1 protein-coding gene is annotated in these 1,633 nt (G+C 38.5%); it reads left to right on the plus strand.

The window, feature by feature from the left end; translation table 11 throughout:
• Positions 1 to 245 precede the first annotated feature (245 nt).
• Complete coding sequence (locus AC3ASS_RS14150) at positions 246 to 1,466, plus strand: IS110 family RNA-guided transposase (protein WP_488284148.1); 1,221 nt, start codon at positions 246 to 248, stop codon at positions 1,464 to 1,466.
• The last annotated feature ends 167 nt before the right edge of the window (positions 1,467 to 1,633 follow it).

Here is a 1,633-nt window from a genome sequence, read left to right on the forward strand (position 1 = left end):
AAAAACATACTAAGATTAGTAGCACAGACCACGGCCATGGTCTGTGCTACTATTTTTTTATAGTAGAAGTGGAGAATAGGTCGTGACAGCCCCAGAACCTTGAGTTCGTAATTAAAAAACTGGCCTACTTCACTGCCCTTATAAGAATCAGTTTCAGTATGTTGGATCCTTGAGATCGTGTATAAGAAAAGGGAATCAATAAGGTGAAGTGAAGACTTCTACATAAAAAATCAGGAGGAATGTATATGCAAAGCGTCATTGCTTTTGATGTCAGTATGGGAAAAAGTTATATGGTGATTTATAACGCTGCACGTTCTTGTATGTTTGAGGGGGAAATTTTGCATAATCGCCCCCATTTTGAACAGCTAAATAAACGAATCATCGATTTAGTACAAAAAGATGGACAAGTTCCAGCCATTGTATTTGAAGCAACAGGCGTGTATTCCCGACCATTAGAGCGCTTTATGAATGATCACGGTTTTCCGTACTGTTTGTTAAATCCCCTTGAATCAAAGATTCAAACGGCTACTATGCGCATTCATAAAACCGATAAAAGTGATGCCCACCGTTTGGCCCAAACTCACTTTACAACCGAACGGCGCATAAAAAAACCGCAGGACAACTACTTCGACCAAATGCGTGCGCTTTCCCGATACTATCATGAATTAGACGAAGAACTAGCGATGCTTCGAAGTAGAATGCACACTTTACTACAACTGACTTTCCCAGAAATGGAATCGCTGTTCACACAAAAATCCGAACTGTTTTTAAATATTCTACAGCTATTCCCACATCCTGATTACGTTAAAAATCTTTCAAAGACGGTTGTACGCAACCGACTACTTGCCAACACAGATAAGAAATTAGCGCCTAAAACGGCGGAGAAAAAGGCCATACAGTTAATAGGTGCAGCACAGGATTCGTATCCAGCAGTGGATCAAGACGACATTCGCTGTGAACAGCTAAAAGATTATGCCAAACGTTCTTTAGCCATTTTGAGAAAACGTGAGGAACTGATTCAGCAGATGGTTGTTCTTTCAAAAGAACGAAATGAATATCAAATATTAATCAGTATTCCTGGTATAGGGAAAAATACAGCCGTTCGTTTGATTGGAGAAATAGGCGACATGACACGCTTCGAAAATCATAAGCAACTCAATGCCTATGCAGGAATTGATATAAGGCGTTTTCAATCAGGCACATTGTTTTACAAAGATAAAATCAATAAGCGTGGCAACAGTCATCTGCGCAAAATCCTTTATTTTACGATTCAAAATATGATCCGCCAACGACGCTTTGGACACAATCATTTTGTAGAATACTACGACAAATTAAAAACGCAACCCTATAACAAATGTCATAAAGTTGCGTCCATCGCATGTGTGAATAAGTTATTGAAGTGCCTTTTCCACCTTATTACACACAATTTAACGTACAATTACGAAATCGCTTCAGTATCTTCGTAATTGTGTAGGAAAAGTATAACATAATGGGCCTAGCGAAAAAAAGCAAAAATCGTTAGGTCTATTTGGCATGCGAAAATCTTTTTTTGGCGGAAGGGGTACCCCTTCCGCCAAAAAAAGATTAATTATCTTAAATAACTATTGATAAACCTCTTGACTAATCGTAAGAA

The organism is Bacillus sp. JST-5 (assembly GCF_057747715.1).